The organism is Acinetobacter sp. Ver3 (assembly GCF_000632455.1).
In the GTDB taxonomy this organism is placed as follows: Bacteria; Pseudomonadota; Gammaproteobacteria; order Pseudomonadales; family Moraxellaceae; genus Acinetobacter.
In genome coordinates, this window is sequence record NZ_JFYL01000010.1 from 24,268 (window position 1) to 44,464 (window position 20,197).

At 37.6% G+C, this 20,197-nt stretch carries 19 protein-coding genes, 1 tRNA gene and 1 pseudogene; 7 read left to right on the forward strand and 14 right to left on the reverse strand.

Annotated features, from left to right (window positions below; translation table 11 throughout):
* Positions 1 to 13 precede the first annotated feature (13 nt).
* From CL42_RS04710 to map, 5 genes are all read right to left on the reverse strand, one after another.
* Positions 14 to 1,228, reverse strand: a complete 1,215-nt coding sequence (locus CL42_RS04710) for an MFS transporter (RefSeq protein WP_035265749.1) — start codon at positions 1,226 to 1,228, stop codon at positions 14 to 16.
* A gap of 140 nt (positions 1,229 to 1,368) precedes the next feature.
* Complete coding sequence (locus CL42_RS04715) at positions 1,369 to 2,487, reverse strand: OmpW/AlkL family protein (RefSeq protein ID WP_035265678.1); 1,119 nt, start codon at positions 2,485 to 2,487, stop codon at positions 1,369 to 1,371.
* A gap of 162 nt (positions 2,488 to 2,649) precedes the next feature.
* Positions 2,650 to 3,720, reverse strand: coding sequence for an OmpW/AlkL family protein (locus CL42_RS04720; RefSeq protein ID WP_035265681.1), 1,071 nt, complete (start codon positions 3,718 to 3,720; stop codon positions 2,650 to 2,652).
* A gap of 233 nt (positions 3,721 to 3,953) precedes the next feature.
* Positions 3,954 to 5,042, reverse strand: coding sequence for an OmpW/AlkL family protein (locus CL42_RS04725; RefSeq protein WP_081403241.1), 1,089 nt, complete (start codon positions 5,040 to 5,042; stop codon positions 3,954 to 3,956).
* A 263-nt stretch (positions 5,043 to 5,305) separates the two neighbouring features.
* Positions 5,306 to 6,130 carry a type I methionyl aminopeptidase gene (gene map / locus CL42_RS04730; RefSeq protein WP_035265682.1) on the reverse strand — a complete coding sequence of 275 codons (825 nt, stop codon included), beginning with the start codon at positions 6,128 to 6,130 and terminating at the stop codon, positions 5,306 to 5,308.
* Positions 6,131 to 6,339: 209 nt separating this feature from the next.
* On the opposite strand from map, the gene rpsB reads away from it, so the two are divergent.
* From rpsB to CL42_RS04745, 3 genes are all read left to right on the forward strand, one after another.
* Positions 6,340 to 7,092, forward strand: coding sequence for a 30S ribosomal protein S2 (gene rpsB / locus CL42_RS04735; protein ID WP_035265684.1), 753 nt, complete (start codon positions 6,340 to 6,342; stop codon positions 7,090 to 7,092).
* A gap of 140 nt (positions 7,093 to 7,232) precedes the next feature.
* Positions 7,233 to 8,108, forward strand: a complete 876-nt coding sequence (gene tsf / locus CL42_RS04740; RefSeq protein ID WP_035265686.1) for a translation elongation factor Ts — start codon at positions 7,233 to 7,235, stop codon at positions 8,106 to 8,108.
* Positions 8,109 to 8,223: 115 nt separating this feature from the next.
* Positions 8,224 to 8,736: a DUF3465 domain-containing protein gene (locus CL42_RS04745; RefSeq protein ID WP_035265688.1), complete on the forward strand. Its 513-nt coding sequence runs from the start codon at positions 8,224 to 8,226 to the stop codon at positions 8,734 to 8,736.
* Between the two features lie 66 nt (positions 8,737 to 8,802).
* On the opposite strand, the pseudogene CL42_RS04750 reads toward CL42_RS04745, so the two are convergent.
* From CL42_RS04750 to CL42_RS04780, 7 genes and pseudogenes are all read right to left on the reverse strand, one after another.
* A pseudogene (locus CL42_RS04750) lies at positions 8,803 to 9,247 on the reverse strand (DUF962 domain-containing protein).
* A 172-nt stretch (positions 9,248 to 9,419) separates the two neighbouring features.
* Positions 9,420 to 10,031: a septal ring lytic transglycosylase RlpA family protein gene (locus CL42_RS04755; RefSeq protein WP_035265690.1), complete on the reverse strand. Its 612-nt coding sequence runs from the start codon at positions 10,029 to 10,031 to the stop codon at positions 9,420 to 9,422.
* 283 nt (positions 10,032 to 10,314) lie between these two features.
* Complete coding sequence (mltB, locus tag CL42_RS04760; RefSeq protein ID WP_416202006.1) at positions 10,315 to 11,256, reverse strand: lytic murein transglycosylase B; 942 nt, start codon at positions 11,254 to 11,256, stop codon at positions 10,315 to 10,317.
* A 309-nt stretch (positions 11,257 to 11,565) separates the two neighbouring features.
* Complete coding sequence (locus CL42_RS04765; RefSeq protein ID WP_035265692.1) at positions 11,566 to 12,219, reverse strand: hypothetical protein; 654 nt, start codon at positions 12,217 to 12,219, stop codon at positions 11,566 to 11,568.
* A 25-nt stretch (positions 12,220 to 12,244) separates the two neighbouring features.
* Complete coding sequence (gene queF / locus CL42_RS04770) at positions 12,245 to 13,063, reverse strand: NADPH-dependent 7-cyano-7-deazaguanine reductase QueF (protein ID WP_035265693.1); 819 nt, start codon at positions 13,061 to 13,063, stop codon at positions 12,245 to 12,247.
* Positions 13,063 to 13,836, reverse strand: a complete 774-nt coding sequence (locus CL42_RS04775; protein ID WP_035265695.1) for an ABC transporter permease — start codon at positions 13,834 to 13,836, stop codon at positions 13,063 to 13,065. Before CL42_RS04775 ends, queF begins: the two co-directional genes overlap by 1 nt.
* Entirely contained in the window at positions 13,833 to 14,768 is a 936-nt protein-coding gene (locus CL42_RS04780; RefSeq protein ID WP_035265697.1) for an ABC transporter ATP-binding protein, read from the reverse strand. The genes CL42_RS04775 and CL42_RS04780 overlap by 4 nt, the downstream gene beginning before the upstream one ends.
* 187 nt (positions 14,769 to 14,955) lie before the next feature.
* Here CL42_RS04780 and CL42_RS04785 point away from each other — a divergent pair.
* Together CL42_RS04785 and CL42_RS04790 are read left to right on the forward strand one after the other, a co-directional pair.
* A tRNA-Arg gene (locus CL42_RS04785) sits at positions 14,956 to 15,031 on the forward strand.
* Between the two features lie 276 nt (positions 15,032 to 15,307).
* Entirely contained in the window at positions 15,308 to 16,309 is a 1,002-nt protein-coding gene (locus CL42_RS04790) for a hypothetical protein (RefSeq protein ID WP_035265699.1), read from the forward strand.
* Between the two features lie 327 nt (positions 16,310 to 16,636).
* Here the strand turns inward: CL42_RS04790 and CL42_RS04795 are convergent, their stop codons facing one another.
* Both CL42_RS04795 and CL42_RS04800 read right to left on the reverse strand, forming a co-directional pair.
* Positions 16,637 to 16,993: a hypothetical protein gene (locus CL42_RS04795; RefSeq protein ID WP_035265701.1), complete on the reverse strand. Its 357-nt coding sequence runs from the start codon at positions 16,991 to 16,993 to the stop codon at positions 16,637 to 16,639.
* A gap of 258 nt (positions 16,994 to 17,251) precedes the next feature.
* Positions 17,252 to 17,953, reverse strand: coding sequence for a putative quorum-sensing-regulated virulence factor (locus CL42_RS04800; protein ID WP_035265703.1), 702 nt, complete (start codon positions 17,951 to 17,953; stop codon positions 17,252 to 17,254).
* Between the two features lie 403 nt (positions 17,954 to 18,356).
* On the opposite strand from CL42_RS04800, the gene glyA reads away from it, so the two are divergent.
* A complete protein-coding gene (glyA, locus tag CL42_RS04805) occupies positions 18,357 to 19,610 on the forward strand; it encodes a serine hydroxymethyltransferase (protein WP_035265704.1) in 1,254 nt (417 codons plus the stop codon).
* A 144-nt stretch (positions 19,611 to 19,754) separates the two neighbouring features.
* Entirely contained in the window at positions 19,755 to 20,159 is a 405-nt protein-coding gene (gene rnk / locus CL42_RS04810; protein ID WP_035265705.1) for a nucleoside diphosphate kinase regulator, read from the forward strand.
* Positions 20,160 to 20,197: the final 38 nt, after the last annotated feature.

Sequence of the window (20,197 nt, forward strand, 5' to 3'; positions counted from 1 at the left end):
CAGATTGAAGCGATTAGTCATTGACGACATTCTCCTCATTAACAAATAAATGAATCAATACACCGAAGATACTGAGCGCAATACACATCATCCAAATAATATTGTAATTGCCTGTCATATCATGATTTAAGCCACCCAACCATCCTCCAAAAAATGAACCGACTTGGTGAGTAAAAAATACAATTCCACTTAGCATGGTGAGATACTTAACCCCAAACATATTAGCAACAATACCATTGGTAAGGGGAACTGTTGATAACCATAACAACCCCATAATGATGGCAAAACTATAAATCGTAAAGATCGAGAGTGGCAATGCGAGGAATAAAATGATGGCGATGCCACGTAGTCCATATAACCACATGAGCAATTTAGGTTTGGAATATTTATCACCCAGCCAACCAGCAGTGTAAGTTCCAACAATATTAAATAGCCCAACCAAGGCTAAAAACATAGTACCAGTGGTGGTGCTAAAACCATGGTCAGTTAAATAACCCGGCAAATGAATGCCCAAAAATACGACCTGAAATCCACAAACTAAAAATCCTAATGCCAACCAGATAAAAGGTTTGTGGTTTTTGGCAACTATGAGTATTTGTTTAAAACTTAAAGAAGGTTTAGCAATCGTATCAACTGTTTGAGGCGCTTGATACATTGGAGCTTTTAGCATCCAAGCCAAGGGTACAATTAATGCAATTAAAATCGCTGTGATGAGTAGCGCCGATGACCAACCAAAATTTTGTAAGAGTAAAAGTGTGGTTGGCAACATAATAAATTGCCCAAAAGAGCCTGCTGCGCTGGCAATACCCATAGCCATACTACGTCGACTTGGGTGCGCTGCACGTCCGACAGCAGAGAGCAAAACAGAGAATGAAGTAGCTGATAAAGCCAAACCAATGATTAAACCTAGACTGAGATTGATGAGAAGCCCTGTTGAGCTAAATGCCATCATCACAAGTCCTATCGCGTATAAAGCGCCACCTACAGCAACGACTTTTTTACTCCCATATTTATCTGCTAGCGCTCCAGTAAAGGGTTGAACAGCACCCCATAATAAATTTTGAAAGGCAATTGCTAAACTAAAAACTTGATGATTCCAATTAAACTCATGACTCATTGGAACTAAATACAAGCCAAATCCATGTCTGACACCTAAGGAGAGTGCCAAAATAAAAGCACTCCCAATGAGCATAAAGATGAGGGGTTTTGAAAATTTGGTTTCTGACATGGTCAATCCGCTTAGCATTTTTTGTAATTTTAAAAGATCAGTAGCATCATGACGACAGAATAAAAATTTATCAATCAATAAAATTTAGTTATTAGAATGAATAAAGCGGCACTTGGCCGCTTTATGAAGACTGATGGAAATTAGAATCGATAACCAATACCGGCATATCCCAGAATCGGATTAATTTCGATATCTGATTTTGCATTGATTAATTCACCAAGTTCAGCATCGTTTACTGTAATTGTTGTTTCACCTTTGAGATGCGCATAGGAAATTGACCCGACTGCAAACCAACGATCGTTGAAATCATAAGTAAAACCGGCAGTAGCTACAGGGGCGAAAGCATCTTTAGCTTCGAGTTTAACTTTAGGATTCGCAGTACTTTCAATTCCATCAAGTGCTTTCCCTGCTTCACCTAATTTGATGTTCGCAATTTTATGACCTGCAGCGACTAGATCAGCTTCAAGGTTGGAGTTCATTTCCAATTCATTGAAGTATGCATACATCAAACCAAGTCCTACATATGGTCTAAATTTATTTACGCCTGTTTTGCCAAAATGATATTGGAATTCGAATGCTGGCGTCCATGCACGAGCTTCTGCAACCTTACCATGACCTGATAAATCAGTAATGAAGATGTCATCTTTTAAAGGCAAATCGTTTAGAATTGCACCAATCCCTGTCGGGGTAGCGATGCCTGAAAGTGGAGCATAAATTTGTCCTTTCCCCTGAATGTCGACTTTAGGTGGAATTCCAGCTTTCACTTCAAATGAAATATTGTCGGTGAAAAAATAGTTGGTCATGATTCCGAGTGTTGTGACATCATCTGCTTCAAGTCCAGTGCCTTTAGCTTCCCAGTTGTTTAATCCGTTGATTACTGCTTCACCAGAGGTATTTTCACGTAAATAGGTCTTGCCATCTTCTTTGTAGCTAATGAGATTTAAAACATCTGCAGCTACAGCAGTTTCGAGTAATTGCTTTTTAATTGCAGTTCCAGGAACGCTATCGTCAATGGCATTCAATACAGAATCGACTTGCACATTTCCAACCTTCGTTTTTTCACCCTCAGCTACAGCAGTGTTAATATTAATTGGTTGAGCTTTACCCTGAGGCATTACATGTAATGCACCCACTGACACAGAAAAACGTTTAAAGCCGTCGCCATCTTTTAAACTAAAATAAGGTGAATCTGCATAACTGAAGACTGGAAAACTTAACGCACTGATAGATGCAACTAAGTAAGCTAGTTTTTTTTTCATTATGGAACTCCATGTCCAAAACTGTAAATTAAGAGTGATTATTTTTGTATTTTTATTATCAAATTTATTTTTAGACACATTGTAGTAATAATTTGCCAATTATGTTTGGTTTTTGTTTGATTACAAAAAAAGAGGCAATTGCCTCTTTTCTTACTCTATGCGTTAGAAACGCATGCCAACCCCAGCATAGCCTAATATCGGGTTAATCTCGATATCAGCTTTTGAGTTGATCAACTCTTGTCCAGTATTTTCATTGACGACTGTGATCTTCGTTTCATTCTGCAAGTGGGCGTAACTAATAGATGCTACTGCATACCATGTATCATTAAAGTCGTAGGTGAATCCAACTGTTGCTATAGGCGCAAAAACATCAGTTGCTTCTAAATTAACTTTCATTTTTCCATTGGTATCTTTCTTATCAAGTGCTGCACCAGCATTTTGATTAATAATATTTTGGATCATATGCCCAGCGGCGACTAAATCTTTTTCGATACCTGGATCCATTTTTAGCTCATTAAAATAAGCGTACATTAATCCAACGCCAACGTAAGGGCGGAATTTATTAATTCCGGTTTCACCAAAACGATATTGTAATTCAAAAGCAGGGGTCCATGCTCTAGCTTCAGCAGCTTTTGAAGATTGTTCTAGATTAGTAATATGAATATTATTTTTGAGGTCTAAGTTCCCCGCAATTCCACCTAAGGGTGCTGCAGTAGCTGAGAATGGGGCTTTAATATTTCCAATACCTTTAATATCCACTTTAGGTGGAATTCCACCTTTTATTTCCACAGATAAATTATCTGTAAAGTGATAACTGCTCATGATGCCAACTGTTGTAACTTTATCAGCCTCCAAGCCAGTATTCGGATTATCCCATTCAGCTAATCCATTAATATAGGATTTTCCACTAATAGCCCCTGAGACATTGCCTTGAAAAGCAGAAATTAATTTAACAATACCTTCTACTAAATAATTTGGTTTACGATCTGGGTCAAGGTTATCGATTACCGTGGAAGCATTAATGTCCCCAACTTTTGATTCATAATTGTCATTTATGACTGTTTTTACATTAAAAGGTTGGGCCTTACCTTGTGGCATTACGTGTAATGCACCCACTGAAATTGAAAAGCGCTTAAAACCCTCATCAGAAAGGCTGAAATATCCTGACTCCGCATAACTCAGAGTAGATAAGAATGAACTTGCGAATAATGTAGGAACTAAAAACTTCTTCATTGTTTGAAGGACTCCATGTCCAATTTTTAGTTCATTTTATATTCATTAAATCATCTAAATGCAAAGCAGTTTGTTCACTTGAAATCAAATTTATTATCCTAATTTACAATTGTTAAATTATTGAAAAATATGATATAAGTTGGATTTTAAAGTGTGTATTAATTGTCTTATTTTTTCTTTATTTGTGATGGGTTGGGCATATTGGGGTGTGACTTCAATATGCCTCAAGTGTTTTAGAAGCGATAGCCTACACCAGCATAACCAATGATAGGATTTACTTCTAAATCAACTTCCGATGAAAATAATGTTCCGAGTTTATCATCGTTGACTTCAATTGTGGTTTTACCTGTTAGATGTGCATAACTAATAGATGCAACTGCAAACCAGTTCTGATTGAAGTCGTAAGTAAACCCAAGCGTGGCTATTGGCGCAAAACTCAATTCGGACTCAAGTTTAACCTTAGGATTTGCTGTACTTTTTTTACCTTTAATTAATGCATCGCCACCGCGTCCATTTTTCATATTGGCAATCATGTGACCTGAATCAATTAGGTCTTTTTCAAGACTTGGATTCAATTCTAATTCATTGAAGTATGCGACCATAAGTCCAAGCCCAACATAGGGTCTAAATTTATTGATCCCAGTCTGTCCAAAATGGTACTGCAATTCCCACATTGGAGTCCATGCACGTGCTGTCGCAATAGAATTTCCATGACTCTCAAGATCTGTAATTGGCAGATCATTCTTAAGATAGATTGTTGGTAAAGGTATACCTAAAAGTGTTGAATTTGCTTCGGCTGTAAATGGTGCTGTAATCTTACCTTTACCTTGAATGTCTACTTTTGGGGGGAACCCAGCTTTACTCTCAAATGAGATCTTATCGTTGAAATGGTAATTGATCATGATGCCAAGTGTTGTGACATCATCTGCAGTCATTCCAGAACCATCCATACTCCAACTTTCAATGCCGCTTACAGTTGAAGTTCCACTTTGACTGGCTGGATAAGTATCACTAAAAGCATCAACGATCTTCAAAAGCGCTTGCATACTTTGATTTTCTTTTTCTTTATCAGGATCTAAGTTCTCAAAAACTGTAGAAAGTGTAATATCACCATTTTTTGCAACTTCACCATTTTTTACTGCTGTACGAATTTTAGGTGCCTTGGCTTTACCTTGAGGCATAACATGTAATGGTCCGACTGAAATTGAATATCGTTTAAACCCTTCAGTTTCATCCAGATTAAAAAATGATGATTCTGCATAAATAGTTGTAGATGCAAAAACAATAGGTACGACCATGCACCAGAATGCTTTTTTCGTCATTTTGGACTCCCTGTCCGATTTTGTTGCTAGTTGTTGTTTTACATTCTTTAAGCGTTATATAAACATAAAATGAATCAGTTTGAAAAGCGTTTTTACTCATTTTTTTGATAAAAAATTTTTAAAAATCATGAATTTAAATCTTAAAAATCCAACATTTGTTAGGTTTGTTTGTGAATTTATTTCTTATTGAGTGACTTAGCAAAATAAAAAGTCAGATCAATTTAAATTGGCCTGACTTTTTTAACTTTATTAATTAACTAAAATTATTGAAATCGGGATAAATCCTCTTCAGGGCGAGCAGTTAATACCTCGACACCTGTTTTAGTGACTAAAACAGTATGTTCATATTGCGCAGATAATTTATGATCTTTCGTTACAACTGTCCATTTATCACCAAGAAGTTTAGTTTGCCATACACCAGCATTGACCATTGGTTCAATTGTAAATGTCATACCTTCTTCTAAAACCATGCCTGAATTTGGTTGACCGTAATGAAGCACTTGAGGTTCATCATGGAAAACAGTTCCAATACCATGACCACAATATTCACGAACGACACTGAAACGCTCTGACTCAACATATTTTTGAATCGCATGACCAATATCACCGATCGTCGAACCAGGTTTTACCGTAGCAATACCACGATACATTGCTTCTTGTGCAACTTTGCATAAGCGATCTGCAAGAATAGAAGTCTCACCACCCACGATGTACATCATGTTGGTATCACCATGAAATCCATCTTTAATCACAGTGACATCAATATTCAAGATGTCACCTTTCTTTAAGATTTTGTTTTCAGAGGGAATACCGTGGCAAACCACATGGTTTACTGATGTGCAAATCGTATGCTGGAATGCAGGACGACCAGGCGCAGCACCATAGCCTAGGCAAGCAGGAATGGCATCTTGTTTATTCACAATATAATCATGACAAATCGTATCCAATTCTAGTGTACTCACACCAGGCTTGATATGCGGTTTGATCATATCCAAAACTTCTGCCGCTAGTCGTCCCGCCACACGCATCTTTTCGATATCTTCAGCAGATTTAATTAAACGACGTGGTGCTTCATAAGTACTGTTCATGATCTTTAAAAACTTTTGGAAATTTGTGTGTGACTATGGTATAAATAGCCGCCCAATTTATCAAATGCTTTTCGTGAATAGATTCACTTAATCGGATGATATGTTGGTTAATAAAATCCGCACATATGTCGACACATTCCTCTGGGTGCCCGTAAGGGTGGAGAATGCGGACATATGGAGGCCTAACCCAAACTTTTAAGGTAAAGAAAATGGCAGATTACAACGTAAGCATGCGCGACCTTCTTCAAGCTGGTGCGCACTTCGGTCACCAAACTCGCTTCTGGAACCCAAAAATGCGTCAATACATTTTTGGTGCGCGTAACAAAATTCACATCATCAACCTTGAGCACACTGTTCCTGCGTTAAATGATGCATTGAACTTTGTTAACAATCTAGCAAGCAAAAAGAACAAAGTATTGTTCGTTGGTACTAAACGTGCTGCTTCTAACATCATCCGTGAACAAGCTCAACGTGCTGGTCAACCATATGTAGATCACCGTTGGTTAGGTGGTATGTTGACGAACTGGAAAACTCTTCGTCAATCAATCAACCGTCTTAAAGATCTTCAAACTCAGTCTACTGACGGTACTTTCGCTAAGCTTACTAAACGTGAAGCTTTAGAGCGTACTCGTGAAATGGAAAAACTTGAACGTGCTCTTGGCGGTGTTAAGAACATGGGTGGTTTACCTGACGCATTGTTCATCATCGACGTTGACCACGAAGCGATTGCAATCAAAGAAGCTAAGAACCTTGGTATTCCAGTAATCGGTATCGTTGATACTAACTCTAACCCAGATAACGTTGATTTCGTTATTCCTGGTAACGATGATGCGATCCGCGCTGTAACTCTTTACGCTACTGCGATGGCTGATGCGATTATTGCTGGTAAAGAATACGCTCAAACTCAAGCTAATGCGCAAGCTAAAGGCGAAGAAGCTGCTAAAGAAGCTCCTGAGGCTTAATGCGATTTGATGCGGATTTGTCATTTTTGCGACACGTAATCGTGGCATCTTAAGCATCAATCAAGCAAAACGGCCCAGATGATTAATTTGGGCCGTTTTTGTTAACAGATACATATCTCGACCGAATTTAGGAGAATAACATGACTGCTATTACTGCAAGCATGGTTAAAGAGTTGCGTGATCGTACTGGTCTAGCAATGATGGAATGTAAAAAAGCGTTGACAGAAGCTGGTGGCGATATCGAGTTAGCGATCGACAACCTTCGTAAATCTGGTCAAGCAAAAGCTGCTAAAAAAGCAGGTAACATTGCTGCTGATGGCGCGATTACAATTGCTCAAGAAGGCAATAAAGCAATTCTTTTAGAAGTAAACTGTCAAACTGACTTCGTTGCTAAAGACGAAAACTTTGCTGGTTTCTCTGCAAAAGTTGCTGCTGCTGCGCTTGCTGCGAACGTAACTGATGCTGCTCAAATTGCTGAATTGAAACTTGAAGATGGTGCAACTGTAGAAGAAGCTCGTATTGCGCTTGTTCAAAAAATCGGTGAAAACATTCAAGTTCGTCGTGCTCAAATCGTTGAAGGTGAAAACCTTGCAGTTTACAAACACGGTTTAAAAATCGGTGTTGTAGTTTCATTTGCTGGTGATGCTGCTACTGGTAAAGGTATCGCAATGCACGTTGCTGCGTTCAACCCAGTTGCTGTAAATGCTGAAGGTGTTTCTGCTGAGTTAATCGCTAAAGAGAAAGAAATTGCTGAAGCAAAAGCAATTGAATCTGGTAAACCGGCGAATATCGTTGAAAAAATGGTAACTGGTTCAGTTGAAAAATACTTAAATGAAGTTGTTCTTGAGCGTCAAATGTACGTTATCGACAACGACAAGAAAGTTGCTGATGTTCTTAAATCTACAGGTACAACTGTTGCTCAATTCGTACGTTTCGAAGTGGGTGAAGGTATTGAGAAAAAAGCTGAACTTTCTTTCGCTGAAGAAGTTGCTGCTGCTCAAGCTGCTGCAAAATAATTGATTCAATTATTTTGAAAAAGAAAAAGCCCTTTAAGGGTCTTTTTCTTTTTTTTTGATGGGTCTAAATGATATAAACTTTAGGATGAAATAAAAATATAACTTAGAGATCAATATGTCTCAGAAATCAAAAATGAGTATTGCTGCGTTAATTGTAGTCGTGGTCGCAGCATATTTCGGTATCGATTTAAAACAGGATTTAAAACAGAGTAATGAGCACAGACTCAATCATACGGATGTAAGTACTCACTATAATGATGCTAACCAACGAGAACTACCCTCTGCGGATAATGATGATGCCACAAAAATAGCCACACTATTTCAAAAAAAGATCAGTGATGTGCAAGTTAGGGCTTCTGGAGAAGTTGTTGCAATATTAAAAGATGATAATGAAGGATCTAGACATCAGAAATTTATTTTAAAACTTAATCATGGTCAGACAGTTTTGGTAGCTCATAATATAGACTTGGCACCACGTGTTGAAAATATTCAAAAAGGGGATATCGTCAAGTTCTATGGTGAATATGAATATACCGACAAGGGTGGTGTAATTCATTGGACTCACCATGATCCTAATAAACGGCATATTGATGGTTGGTTAAAGCATCAAGGTCGAAGTTATCAATGAATTAGTTAATCAATGTAAAAACGGGCTAAATTAAATTCTAATTTAACCCGTGCTGTATTTGCTAATTTAAGCGCTGATTTGGCGTGATTTCCAATTAGGTAGTTATCTTATCTAGGTAAGCATCCATACACCATAGAGGGCCAATCAGAAGGAATTGAAGGTCTTTAAAGAAAGAAGGCTTTTTCCCTTCAATTTTGTGCCCGTAAAATTGACCTATCCAAGCCAAAACGAACAGAGCAATATAGAATCCTTTCCCGAATGGAAGAATAATGATAAGCCAAGACATGATCAATAATAATGCTGCCATTGCAACCGCGAGTACAAGATCTAATCTTGCATAAAAGATGAGTGTTAACACCAGTAAAAGGGTAGTCAGTAATGCGCTGAAATGAGCGAGTATGCCAATGATCGAGAATAGAATCGTGGGTACGCAAATCCAGTGTAATGTTTTATTGGTTGGGTTTTGATGGCTATCACTATATTCATCTAACCATTCTGTAATTGTCTTCATCCTATTTCCTTCACTGATTATTTGAATTTTATTTATTCTATAAACTACAGTATGACATAAGATGATAAATCAAGATTCTTTTTTGTATATTGGTCACATCAAAAAAAATTAAAAATAATAAAGCCACTCAATGAGTGGCTTGTCGTTAAATGCTTCGCTGAATCATGAGAACCTAAGAGTTTGGACCATCCACACGTTCGATGCTTACACGCGCAGTACCAGCATTGGTAATACCAAGAGATTTCGCAGCACCGTAAGATAAATCTACAACACGATTACCATGAAATGGGCCACGATCATTTACTTTAACAACGACGCTTTTACCATTTGATTTATTCGTTACACGAATATAGCAATTAAGAGGTAGGCTACGATGCGCTGCAGTAAGTGCATTCATATCAAATGTTTCGCCACTTGCAGTTTTACGACCGTGAAATTGACGACCGTACCAAGAAGCAACGCCTGTTTGACTAAAACGACGAACAGTGTTTGAAGCAACATTATTAAGTTTATCAATCACTGAAGGCTCTTCAACAGGTACTTGAATTTTCGCTGCGATTGTTTCGCGACGAATTTTATCACCTGAACTTTCAGTAATTGCTAAACTGTTTAAATTCGAGAAGTGCGAATTGAAACTTGTAGAGTCTTTGCTAATCACGCGTGAAGCAAGACTTGATTGGTCAACATCATTATTCAGATAAGATGATTGAACCAGCTCGGCATGAGTTTGAGACAAAGCCAAACTAATACCTAATATTGATAACATTTTCAGCGAAGCATGCATCGTTTAACTCCTTGGAACCCTAAGTTAATTATCTAAGTTGCTGATAATTAACCTAAATGGTCTGTAAATTTACTTGTGCAACTGCATTTAACGGTAGTGGATGATATTCATCCTGATACAAAAGTGTCTAGCTTTATTTTCACTTTAGTTACAAAAACGACAAATTATCACAAAATTTGGTTAATAATTAATCAATAGTGTAACAAAATATGTAAAATGTGCAAATAGTGAACTTAATCACAAAAATATTTATTGACTTTTGTGAAAACAAGTAGATTTATATTTATCTACTCGCGATTTCAGTCCCTAAAAGCCACAGTGCAGTTGCATACATTCGACTACGGTTATAGGTCGTAATGACTTGAAAATTAGGATATGTAAGGTAATAAGCTGGTCCATAATTTTCTTGTAGTTGAATCACATTGACCATGTCTAAGTCATCTATTTTAACAATAGGATTGAGTGGGCTAATGCCTTGAACTTTTAATGCACCATATGGGGTAGGTTGTGTTAAGTCTTTGGCTATGATGGCATCCGCATTATTTCCTTGGTAGCGTGCGGCAAAAGCAATCGGTTGATCTCGTTGCCAACCATGTTGAGCAAGATAATTTGCAATAGAACCAATTGCATCTACAGCAGAGTTTCTGAGATCGATATGACCATTACCGTCATAATCCACACCAAATTTCGGAATATTGCTTGGCATAAATTGAGGATAGCCCACAGCACCAGCATAAGAGCCAACGACTGAATTAGCTGGAATGCCATCCTTATAAGACCATGCAATCAAAGCGCTTAATTCATCTTGAAAGTATTGTGCACGTCGTTCATATCCAAACCCTAACGTGGCTAGGGCATCACGTGTGATGAATGAGCCTTTATTTGCCCCAAAACCTGTCTCTACGCCGAGAATACCAAGAATAATGGACTGAGGAACACCGAACTGCTGTTCTGCTCGATTTAAAGTGTCTGCATACTGATTTTTAAAACGCACACCTCGTTGAATTGTACTTTCTGCTAAAAAATTCTTTTTGTATTCGTACCAAGGTTTGCTTTCTCCTGGGCGATTCATAATGTTGATAATATTTGGTAGGTTTTTTGACCCATTCATGGCCCAGTCAACTTGCTCAGCACTCAAACCATAGGTCTGCATCGTTTTTAGTTTAAAATTTTGATATTGAGGATGTTGAGCGAAGTCATTGGCTTGAACAAAACTTGTGACCATAAACGCACTGAGTGCTAGACCAATACGTTGTAATTTAACATTAAAATTTTCAAATAACATAACAGCAGCAGATCCAATTATTATCGGTGATAGATGCAAAGGTATAAGTGTTGATAAGGATTAAAAGTTCAGCATCATTTGATTAATCGCAATGTTTATTAAGATAACATTAGGTCGTGATGGATTCACAAAAACCTACATAAAAAGTGTAAAAATGGATGAATTATGTCTTTTATTTATTCAATATTGTTGAACCATCTTTAAAACATAAAAAAACCTAGCTTTAGCTAGGTTTTTGATTAATCTGATTTATTCCTGAATAAATAGCGTGTCATGATATTCAGCTGCAGCTAACAATTCTTCTTTAGTAAAGTTAGGAATGAGCTTATCAATAGCAATATGAACTGCTTTGATGACCGCTGAAGAAGCGATATCAGACGCCTTACGTTTAATCATCCCCAAATCTAGGGTCTTATTAAAATCATTCATAAAGTGACGAACTGCAGCTTCACCGAATTGTTTGTATTGTTCAGACAGAACTGCACGATTGACATCATTGCCTGCACGTACTTCTGCAAAGCTATTTTTTAAGTTTGTTACTAAATCAGCGGGTAATGGAGCACCGACACGATAATTACCCTCTGGATCTTTGAATAAACTTTTTTCAGAGAATTCAATCGATTGTCTCACGACGTCATTTGGTGCTTTACCCAATAACTGTTTAAGTAGTACCGATACTGTTGATTTAATATAACCAGCAAGTTTTTCAGCTGTTTCTCGTTTGTCACTTGCAGGGAAACGACGTACAAGTTCAACTAAAATTGCATCGATAATTTCATCATTAATAGCGAGTGCAGTTTGATCACGCAAAGGGTAAAGTGGTTCGTTTGAATTTTTTTTCTCAATTCCAGTTTGAATATTCTTTAACAAAGATTCAGATGGAATAAAACCAAAATATGACATCGTATAACCTCAACTATTCTTCAATTTATTGTCGCGCCAATCGAATTGGGCTTGGCATCCATGCAAAGTCCGATACACGACAAGGGTTAATGTCTAAACCACCACGGCGTGTATAAGTCGCATATACCATCAACTTTTCAGGATTAAAGTTTTCCCAAATGTCTGCGTAGATTTGTTCAACGCATTGTTCGTGAAAGCCATTATGCTGACGATAGGAGATAATATAAGCTAAAATTGAACGATAACAAGGTTTTTTGCCACGATATCTTAAAAAAACTGTGCCCCAATCAGGCTGTCCTGTGACGGGGCAGTTACTTCTTAATAAATGCGAATATAATTGAATTTCAACGATTTCTTCGGAAGACGCTGCATCGAGTTTAAGTAAGCTCGCATTAGGGTGGTTTTCAAGACGTTCAGGCTCATAATGGTCGATGCATATTCCTTCAGGCTGGGCAATATTCAACTGATCAACATCGAATAATTCAAGTCTGACTTCTGCATTAGCAGCTTTAGATAGATCACGCTCGACTGTCTCAATAAACTGATTTTGAGATTCAAATTGAGCAAAATTCAGACTATTGAAATATAGCTTAAGAGATTTTGACTCGATGAGATAAGGTGATGAAGCAGGTAGGTGCATTCGACCAATCGCAACTTGAGGAATCCCTGACAGATTCAACCAAGAAATTTCAAAAATATGCCACCAATCTATTCCTTGTTGAATACCGTCTACATGTGCGTACTTCGCTCGTGCTTCTGCGCGAGCAATTGGAAATAGCACCTCAGGTTGATATTCAGTTGGATAGTTGGTGTCTTTGCCTAAAAGAGATTGTTCAACGCTCATTATTCACGCATTCCTGAACCACGGGAGAGTAAGTGATAAGCGACCGCATATAGCGCGGCGCAACACGCTGTGATTACTAATAAAGAGATAGATACATTTACATCGCTATGACCAAGGATCCCATAACGGAATGCATTGACCATATATACGACAGGGTTAATTAAAGATAGATTTTGCCAAAATGGGCTTAATGCAGAAATTGCATAGAACACCCCACCTAAATAGGTCAACGGTGTTAAAACAAAAGTGGGAATAATCGAAATATCATCAAATGACTTTGCATAGACCGCATTGATAAATCCACCTAATGCAAACAGTAATGATGTAATCAGGACGGTATAAATTGTTACGAACCAGTTGGTAATATATAAGTCAGTAAAAAATAAACTCATCGCAGTCACAATGATAGCAACCAATAAGCCTCGAGCAACACCACCGAGCACATAACCCCAAAGTACGGCATGTAAAGGCACTGGACTCATGATCAATTCTTCAATACTTTTTTGAAATTTAGAACTAAAAAAGCTTGATGAAACGTTGGCATAACTATTAGTAATGACAGCCATCATAATTAGACCAGGTACAATGAACTGCATGTAGGTAAAGCCACCCATTTCCCCAATTCTTGAACCGACTAGATTTCCAAAAATCACAAAATACAGTGACATGGTAATTGCTGGTGGTAACAATGTTTGTGGCCAAATGCGCATAAATCTACGAATTTCCTTATGGATAATCGTATATAAAGCTACAGCGAGTTGGTTAAAATTCATTGCGCAGCTCCATCAAGATTCTTTTCGACCATTTTGACGAATAACTCTTCTAAACGATTTGATTTATTACGCATACTTCGAACTTGAATGTTCTGTGATTCTAGAAGTTGGAAAAGATCATTCATGCTATGTGCTTTATCAAGCGTAATTTCTAAGGTCACTGGATCAACCAAATTAAATTTCACACCAATAATGTCAAGTTGTATCGGTTCTATAGGTTCAGCCAAATCAAAAATGAAAGATTCTTCATTTAATTGATTTAAGAAGTTCTTCATGGTGGTGTCTTCTTTAATGACGCCACGATCAATAATTGCAATTTTGCGACACAGTACTTCTGCTTCTTCTAAATAATGTGTTGTGAGAATGATAGATGTACCTTTCTGATTCATTTCTGTTAAGAAGTCCCACATCGAGCGACGTAGTTCAATATCAACACCAGCAGTCGGTTCATCGAGAATTAACAGTTTCGGATCATGCATCATTGCCCGGGCAATCATAAGGCGGCGTTTCATTCCCCCAGATAGCATACGTGCTTGAGTAGAACGTTTTTCCCATAAACCTAATTTGGTCAGATACTCCTCTGCACGAGTTTCAGCAACTTTTTTTGGAATGCCGTAATAACCTGCCTGAGTGACTAAAATATCGAAAGTCTTTTCAAATTGCGCAAAGTTAAATTCTTGGGGGACTACACCCAAGCATTGTTTAGCTTGTGAAGGATGTGTATCGAGATTATGACCAAAAATCTCGACAGTTCCTCCAGTTTTTTTTGTAAGAGAGCTGATGATGCCAATAGTGGTTGATTTACCTGCACCATTAGGGCCTAGAAGTGCATAAAATTCACCTTCTGGAACATCTAAGTTGATTCCTTTTAATGCTTGAAAACCATTTCGATAGGTCTTCGACAAATCCCTTAAGGTCAATGCATCAGTCATGAATATCTCGAATGGTGAAAAGTTGAGATATTGTGAGTGATCTTGAAAAATAAACCAAGCTCTGTAATCAGAATTCTCTGTTTTGATGTTGAAACGCTGTATAAAGCATGAGCACTAAAAATTGGAAAGATATATAGTTGCTTTACCTTAGAGTTTTTTTTGTTATGATGTGCGCACTTCCTAAAATGCGCTCATAGCTCAACTGGATAGAGTACAGGTCTCCGAAGCCTGTGGCGTGGGTTCGAGTCCCGCTGAGCGCACCATTTCTTTTATGTCTTTCAAACAAAACATAGTCCGTCAAATAAAATATTTTTAGTAAATTTTTATCAAAATTTAGTGCGTAATCTGAATTGTTAATCTGAGTCGATTGAATCGTGAGATGCTCCAATACTGACAAATAACAATATATTTAGTCTTAAAATAAACATAAAAATGCAAAATTTGTCACATAAAATTCACATGGCCTATTTTAAATTTGAATTGCGGCATTGCCGTATAAATCACATAAATTATGAATAATTCAAATAAGAGGCACAACAATGTACGAAGAAAAAGTTCTGATCCAAAATCGAATTTCGTGGGCGAGTATTTTCGCTGGCGTTATTGTTGTATTAGCTATTTCAATTTTACTCTCATTACTTGGCGTTGCATTAGGATTTGCGCTCCTAGATCCACAATCTACCACTGATATTACAAATGGCTCAGGGATAGCAGTAAGCGTATGGACAATTATTTCATTGTTAGTATCGTTAGCTATTGGTGGATTTGTTGCAGGTCACTTGGCTCAAGCTGATGGTGCAATCCATGGCTTTATTGTCTGGTCACTTTCATTGCTGTTAGGTATCTGGTTTGGTGCAATGACCATTAGCGGCGCGGCAAAAATTACTGGTAGTGCGATTAGTTCAGTCAGTAGTGCTGCGGGTAGTGTAGCATCAGAAATTGGTCGAGGTGGCGTTAATTTAACTCAGATCGGAGTTCAAGCTTTTGAGGAATTGGTTCCTTTACCAAAGCTTGAAAATAGTGATGAAAAGATGTCTGAGGCATTACGCAAAACAGGAATCGAGGAATTGCAACCCGAATTCTTAAAAGCGCAGGGTGAATGGGCAAAAGAGCAAATTAAGGTTGCTGCAAAAGAGTTGGTGATTCATCCAGATAACAGTGATGCTATTATTCAAAAGTTATCAGAACAATTAAAAACTCGTGCACAATCTGTAACTGCTTCTATTAATAAGAATGAAGTCAGTGCTGCTTTAGCGAAAAATTCATCTCTAACTCCGCAAGAAGCGAATCAAGCTGTCAATAATTTCCTTATACAGCAGGATAAATTCTTTAATGATTTAGAGGCGAATATTCAATCTGCTAAATTAAAATATGCTGAACTAAAAGATCAAGCACGTGAAAAAGCAGCTAATGCGACTAAAGCTGCTGCAAAAGCTGCCTTATGGTCATTCATTGGTTTATTGATTGGATTGATTGTGACGATTTTTGCTGGACGTTTTGGTGTAAATCATTCAAATAATCGTTCACGTCATTTGGCTTAATTCTGAGCTTAAAATTAGAATTAAAAGTCGACCCATTTCGGTCGACTTTTTTGAATTAAAACTTTGTTCATATTCGCGAAACTTATTCTTATCTATAAATAAAAAAATTCAATTGTATTTTTTTTATACAGTTGTTGAAAAGTGTTAAAGTGACTTCACATCACATATTGAAAGTATTAAATTAAAAATCACAGTAGGTTGTAAATATTCAACGCTACTGACGAGTTGGACGGATCAATGACAGTTAGTTGAGTTCAGTTGAACAATAAATCTAACACTAGCCTTCCAACATAAAGCCCGCGTAAAGCGGGCTTTTTCATATCGGAATTATGCTTTAAACATGACTTCAACATCATATTTTCGAAATTCACTGAGCAGGTCTTGAATGATCGATCCCCCCGTTTGTTCTGAAGCATTGAGCAGGACTTCTTTATTTTCAAGGCTATCAAAACATTCTATGTGATTGATTTGCCATTGATGATCTTGATCAGCTTGCTCAATGATAATACGTCGAGGCTGCAATGAGCCATCTGCTTGACGCGGAATAACATTGGTAATGGCGAGCTGGATTTTCTCCACCTGGTCATGGGCATGCAAGAAGGTGAGAACCCAATTTCCGACTTTTTTAAGATACATAGGATTATCTAAAGGATCAAATTCTAGAATTTGGCTAAGTTTAGACATAAGGCACCTATTTATACCGTGGTTGGATGATGGTATTAATATATTTATGGTACAGATGTTCTACTTCGCCTTAGTCTAATAGCGGATGAGGTGGGCAGTGTTGAATGAATAAAAATAATAAAAAATATTTAATTATCATGTGATTATATTATTGTAATTATTGGTGTAAATTTTAGTTTAATCGTTTAAAAGTATTAAAAAAATAGTTAATTTCTCACTTTGAGGTTTAGGTTCAAAGTGAGAGTCATGAAATATTGCTTAAAGCGTATCAATTAAAGTTTTTTCTAAGGCTTTTTTCAAATAGGGATCCAAGTCTTCTTGTCTTAGTAACCATGAAACATAATCACTTGGAAGATCTACAATGGCTGTCCCACGATGTTTACCGAAGTTAATTGTACGAGGAATACGTGCATCTTCAGATACTTCATAGAGTTCTTCAATGTTTTGAATACCCAAATGATGAATAATGTGCATTAAGATATTTGCAGTCAAAATAATATCAGCATCAGCACGATGGGCACCTTTTAACATCTCTCTAGCTTTGCTACTGCCTTTACTAATCATATAAATTAAAGCAGAAATGTTGTGTGCTTCTGCATGAGGCCAAACTAGTCGAGAAAGAGCGAGTGTACAGATGGCTTTAATATGACTTGTGTCTACGCCGCATTGCTGAACAGCTCGAATATCATAATCAATATTATGACCAATAATATACGTCGTTTCTTGAGGTAATTCGAAGGTACCGAAGTTGGGCTGATCTACTAAATCACTTTCAAGAATATGATGTACCGCCATTGCAGCATAGGAAATTTTTTCGTCACCAATACTATATAGTTGGTCAAAGATTTTTTCGCGATCAAGACTTAATTTGCCTTGTTCAATCTGAATAGGAGCATATGCAATTTCTATGGGCAAACCGTTCAATGTATGGGTTTCAGTATCCAAGATAATGGCTTGCATGCAAATGTCCAAGTAAATGATAAAGATGTAATTAATTTAACATTTTCAAATCTGAGCTCACAGTAATAAAGTCAGTGAATTGTATAAATTATGCTGAATTGAACGAATCATGGGAATTATTTAGATGAGGTGCTCATTTTAAGTAATCTTCATGCTCGATCATATTAACGTTGCAAGTTTAGGCTGTAGGTTGTTAAAGGCAATTTTCAAAAATGGCTGAATTTAAAAAGAATAGTCTTAATTCAGATATTTGTTTTTAATAGTAATAGAGTGAACACACAAGAATTAATCAAATTTAATTGCAAACTGTTTAAACTTCATTCTCGAAATTTAACAAGTTCATGTTACAATACGCGCCAATCTTAGCACGGCTTAAAAGCCCTACATTAATAGGACCTCGCTAATGTTTGCCAATATCTCTATTGCTGACTTTGATCCAGAATTAGCTCAAGCTATTACGAGTGAAGATGCTCGTCAGGAAGCTCATATTGAGTTAATCGCTTCAGAAAACTATTGCTCTCCAGCAGTAATGGAAGCTCAAGGTTCAAAACTCACTAACAAATATGCAGAAGGCTACCCAGGCAAACGCTACTATGGCGGTTGTGAATATGTAGACGTGATTGAACAATTGGCAATTGACCGTGCTAAAGAACTCTTTGGTGCTGATTACGCGAACGTTCAGCCTCATGCTGGTTCTCAAGCAAACTCTGCAGTTTATTTAGCGCTTCTTAACCCAGGCGATACTGTTTTAGGTATGAGCTTAGCTCACGGTGGTCATTTGACTCACGGTGCTAAAGTTAGCTTCTCTGGTAAAACATATAATGCGATCCAATACGGTTTAAATCCAGAAACGGGTGAAATCGATTACGAAGAAGTAGAGCGTTTAGCTGTAGAACACAAGCCACGTATGATTGTTGCAGGTTTCTCTGCTTATAGCCAAATCGTTGATTGGCAGCGTTTCCGTGAAATCGCGGACAAAGTAGGCGCTTATCTATTCGTTGATATGGCTCACGTTGCTGGTCTCGTTGCTGCTGGTGTTTATCCAAGCCCAGTTCAAATTGCTGACGTAACTACAACGACGACTCATAAAACACTTCGTGGCCCACGTTCTGGTTTAATCCTTGCGAAAGCAAACGAAGAGATTGAGAAAAAACTTCAATCTGCTGTATTCCCAGGTAACCAAGGTGGTCCTTTAGTTCATGCTGTAGCGGCTAAAGCAATCTGCTTCAAAGAAGCAATGGCTCCTGAATACAAAGCATATCAACAACAAGTTGTGAAAAACGCGCAAGCAATGGCTGAAGTGTTAATCGAACGCGGTTATGATGTTGTTTCAGGTGGAACTAAAAACCACTTGTTCTTGTTGTCTCTCATCAAACAAGACATTACAGGTAAAGATGCTGATGCGTGGTTAGGTGCGGCTCACATCACTGTGAACAAAAACTCTGTGCCAAACGATCCACGTTCTCCATTCGTAACTTCTGGTATCCGTATCGGTACTCCAGCTGTAACAACTCGTGGTTTCGGTGAAGCAGAAGTACGTGAACTTGCAGGTTGGATCGCGGATATCTTAGATTCTAAAGGTGATGAAACTGTCATCAACGCTGTGAAAGCTAAAGTTGAGACTGTATGCGCTAAATTCCCAGTTTACGCAAAATAATCTTCGACTTGAGAAAAGCCCCCTCAAGGGGGCTTTTTTATTGAATGTTGGAATGTCAAATCTGTCATTTTTAGATAGTTCTGATATAACTGATGTATCTATTAATTATTCAATTGTCGTTATACATTTGAATTGGAGCAGAAAATGAGCCATCCAAATATTATTATTTCTGAACAGGATTTAAATCGTTTAGAAACCATGTTGGAACATCAGAAGCAGGTAACTCCAACGATGGAGCATTTAGAAAATGAGTTGGCTCGTGCTGAAGTCGTACAGCCTAAAGATATCCCTGCCAATGTAGTGACGATGAATGCTAGAGTACTGATAACGGTTGCACCGTCCACTGAATCTACAGAGATTGTGCTAGTATATCCCCATGACTTTAAAGGTGAAAGGGGGCAGGTTAATGTGATTGCACCTATTGGTGCAGCAATCCTAGGTTTGGCGGAAGGACAAGAAATTGAATGGCCTCAGCCTGATGGGCAAACAATGAAAGTGAAAATTGATAAAGTGCTCTATCAGCCTGAACGAGAGGGCATATATCTTTAACTAAAAAATAAAGCCTCTTGTGGAGGCTTTAAAGTTTA